This window comes from Algoriphagus sp., assembly GCF_024642405.1.
Taxonomy (GTDB): Bacteria; Bacteroidota; Bacteroidia; order Cytophagales; family Cyclobacteriaceae; genus Algoriphagus.
The window spans coordinates 1-3,541 of sequence record NZ_JAHEBC010000379.1; the positions used below are offsets into that span (position 1 = coordinate 1).

At 35.7% G+C, this 3,541-nt stretch carries 4 protein-coding genes; 3 read left to right on the forward strand and 1 reads right to left on the reverse strand.

Annotated elements, in window-relative coordinates:
- Together Q0L68_RS18045 and Q0L68_RS18050 are read left to right on the forward strand one after the other, a co-directional pair.
- Positions 1–854, forward strand: an 854-nt coding sequence (locus Q0L68_RS18045) for a histidinol-phosphate transaminase (protein WP_296705654.1), incomplete at its 5' end; no start/stop codon positions are given.
- An 11-nt stretch (positions 855–865) separates the two neighbouring features.
- Entirely contained in the window at positions 866–2,008 is a 1,143-nt protein-coding gene (locus Q0L68_RS18050) for a permease (RefSeq protein ID WP_296705655.1), read from the forward strand.
- Between the two features lie 80 nt (positions 2,009–2,088).
- On the opposite strand, the gene Q0L68_RS18055 is transcribed toward Q0L68_RS18050, so the two are convergent.
- Positions 2,089–2,880, reverse strand: a complete 792-nt coding sequence (locus Q0L68_RS18055; protein WP_296705656.1) for a DUF1080 domain-containing protein — start codon at positions 2,878–2,880, stop codon at positions 2,089–2,091.
- Positions 2,881–3,052: 172 nt separating this feature from the next.
- On the opposite strand from Q0L68_RS18055, the gene Q0L68_RS18060 reads away from it, so the two are divergent.
- Positions 3,053–3,541: neutral zinc metallopeptidase (locus tag Q0L68_RS18060; protein ID WP_296705657.1), on the forward strand; the 489-nt coding region annotated here is incomplete at its 3' end.

The window sequence follows — 3,541 nt, forward strand, 5'->3', positions numbered from 1 at the left end:
GTGTGACTCCTGAGCATATCATGTTAGGACCCAGATCAACAGATCTTTTAGAAAAAGTGGCCATTACCAGATTCCAAAATGGAGGTAATATTATTGCTGCTGATCCATCTTACATGTCGCTAATCAATACCGCCAAAGCAATGGGTGGTTCTTGGAAAGCAATTCCCTTAACCTCAGACTATGCACATGATTTGCCCGCAATGGAAAGTGCTATCGACGGAGAAACAAAGCTCATCTACGTATGCAACCCTAATAATCCTACTGGATCAATTACAAATGCCGAAGAATTGAAGAAATTCTGCATTAGTGCCTCTGAAAAAACTCCAATTTTTGTTGACGAAGCTTATTTGGAGTTTTTAGAAAATCCCAAATCCCAAAGCATGGTTGGATTGGTTGCAGATGGAAAAGATGTCATTGTTGCAAGAACATTTAGCAAAATCCATGGTATGGCCGGGTTAAGAATTGGGTATATCGTGGCTACGCCTGAAAGAATAGAAAGTATAACCAGTATGGTAAGAAGTACCATGGGATTATGTTCTACCTCATTAAAAGGTGCAATTGCCAGCATGAAGCAGACTCAATTTATGGGAGAATGTAGAGGGTATAATTCTGAGTGTAGAGAATTTACAAAAAATGCTATTGCCTCTCTTGGTTATGATATTATTCCATCCTATACCAGCTTTATGATTTTCCCAATTGAAATGGATGGAAAAGAGTTCTTAAAATCAATGTACGATTCTGGGGTGGGAATTAGAGTATTTGATATTTATGACAAACCATGGTGTAGAGTAAGTATGGGCACTAAGACAGAAATGGAAATTTTTGTGGAGACATTTAAGAAAGTAACAGCTTAAGATTTTAGAATATGTCCTTAGCCTTACAAAAGACATGCTCATTGCTATTACTCATTTTGATCGGCATTTTGCTGAAAAAGAGATTAATAAAAGATGAACATAAAAAAGGCCTTAAAACTATTATTCTTGATTTGGCATTGCCTGCAATGATTTTCGTTGCCTTATTAAAAATTGAAGTGGATACTGAATTGATGTTTCTTCCACTATTGATTTTGATTTGGAACGGCATAATGTTTTTAACGAGTAAAGTGATGTTGCCTTTACTAGGATTCCGGAAAGATAGTTCTGAAACTAGGACTTGGCTATTGATGATTCCATCATTAGCTCCAGGATTATCCTGTTTCCCTTTTCTAATGGAGTATTTAGGAGATGGTGCTTTGGCATGGGGAGCTTTGGCAGATATCGGGAATAAAATCTATGTTTTGATTTTTTCTTATCTGTTGGCCATGAGTTGGTATTACAAACATTTAAAAATGGGACCAAGATCGAATGGACAAAAAGTTAAGGAGTTGTTTTTATCGATGTTAAAAGAGCCTATAAATTTAGTAATTATAGCTGCTCTTGTATTATTATCACTTGGTTTAAGTTTGCAGAATCTCCCAGGTTTTATTGGTGAATCAGTTTTAATGCTCAAAGATATCATGACTCCTTTGGTCCTCTTATTTATTGGTGTTTCTGTAATTCTTAAGTGGGATCAAATTCAAACAATTGCTTCTGTATTAATATTAAGAGCTGGATTCAGTTTAGTGCTCAGTGCTGGATTTGTTTCGCTATTTGAATTGCCCAGTGATGCTGCTATTCTATTGGCCGTGGTTTTTCCTTTATCAGCTTGCTCATTCTGGCCATTTGCACATATGTCTGCAATTCGTCAATTGGAACGAGACAAGGGTATTGACACTGAAAAAGGAACATTCGATTTAAACTTAGGCATTAATATTTTGGCAGTTTCCCTTCCTTTAAGTACTGCTTTGATTTTAGGTGTATTTAGTTCTGGAACTTATTTCACAGTGCCTAGCCATTTGTTTATGGTAGGTGGTGTGATGATTTCACTTCCGATAATCCCCAAAATCATTTCATGGTTTAGAAACCTGGAAATAGATATTCCTTTTATCGATGAAAAAAAATTAAAAGACAGTTCTGCTGAAAGCAGATAAATTAAATGGGTTTGATTATTGATTAAAATGCAAAAAACCTGAGATTGTTGTCTCAGGTTTTTTTTAAATTATTTTGATTCCTAGAAATCTGTACTTTTTCCGTCTAGTTTCAATTCTTTAATCCAAATATTCCGGTAGTATACGTCATGACCTTCTGCTTGAAGTTTTAATCCACCCGGAGTATCGGTAATTCCTTTTCCTCCATCATTTCCACCATCTATTCCGGAGTTTGGCCCTCCCCAAACTTGTTGAATTGGTTGATCTTCATGAATTTTTACTCCATTGAAATATATTGTTACTCTGGCTTTGTCAGTTAAAACTCCATCTTCGAATCTTGCTGCCTTGAAAACTATATCATAAGCATTCCATTTACCTGTTCCATTGTATGCATCTGATGTAGGGATTTGTTCATTAATAATTGCTGCCATCCCGTGATTGGTATTATCTCCATCCAAAATTTGGATTTCGTAACGGTTCTGTAAATAAACACCACTGTTTCCTCCTGGTTCTTTGACAAAGAATTCTACGTGAGCTCGAAAATCTCTATATTCTTTTTTTGTGACAATATCTGCGGCACCATATTTCCCACCTGCTCCGGCAGGGTCATTACTACTAATAACTGGACCTCCATCTATCGGATCGGTTGCCGAGGGCCATTTTATTGGCATGGAACTAGAAAATCTTGGTCCTTCCCAATACTTCCAATTTTTGTTGAGCATTTTTTCAGTTCCGTCCAACATTAATTTGGCACCTTTAATAGGTTCGACTCCAACTCCAGTTTGAGAATATCCTGGAATAGAAAATGCAATGAGAATAAGAATTATTAAAGGTGATTTTTGGAAAGAAAATTTTGAATTTGATTTTGAAAACATAGATTTTGGGCTTTTAATTTTAAAATAATCGTAAAAACTACGGTGGTTGTGAAAATTAGCTATTTTTAATCATTCAATTTTTCTTAATCAAAATTTTAAATCAGATTAATTTATCTATCTGAAAAAAGATCGACTGATTTTTAATGTAAATTAATAAGCAAAATTTTCCAATATGAAATGGCAAGGAAAAAGACAAAGTAGTAATATAGATGATAGGAGGGGAAAAAGTGGGCCTGGTATGGGAGGAGGAGGTTTTAATCCACTATTAATTGGTCCTTTGTTAAAAATTCTTTTTTCAAAAACCGGTTTAATAATTATCGGGATTTTGGTAGTATTTTCTGTTGTTACTGGGACAAATCCATTGTCTCTGATCGGAGGAATGATGGGAGGAGGAGGCCAAGGTTTTACAACTGAATCTAATTATCAACCTACGGCTGAAGAGGATAGACTTGTTGAATTTAGTGCAACGATCTTAGCCGATACCGAGGATGTTTGGAACCAGGAACTTGAGAATTACAGGAATCCAACTTTGGTTTTTTTTACAAATTCAGTTGCTTCTGCTTGTGGAAATGCATCCGCGTCCACGGGGCCATTCTACTGTCCTGCTGATGAGAAATTGTATTTAGATATCAGTTTTTTTGAAGATATGGAGCGTAAGTTA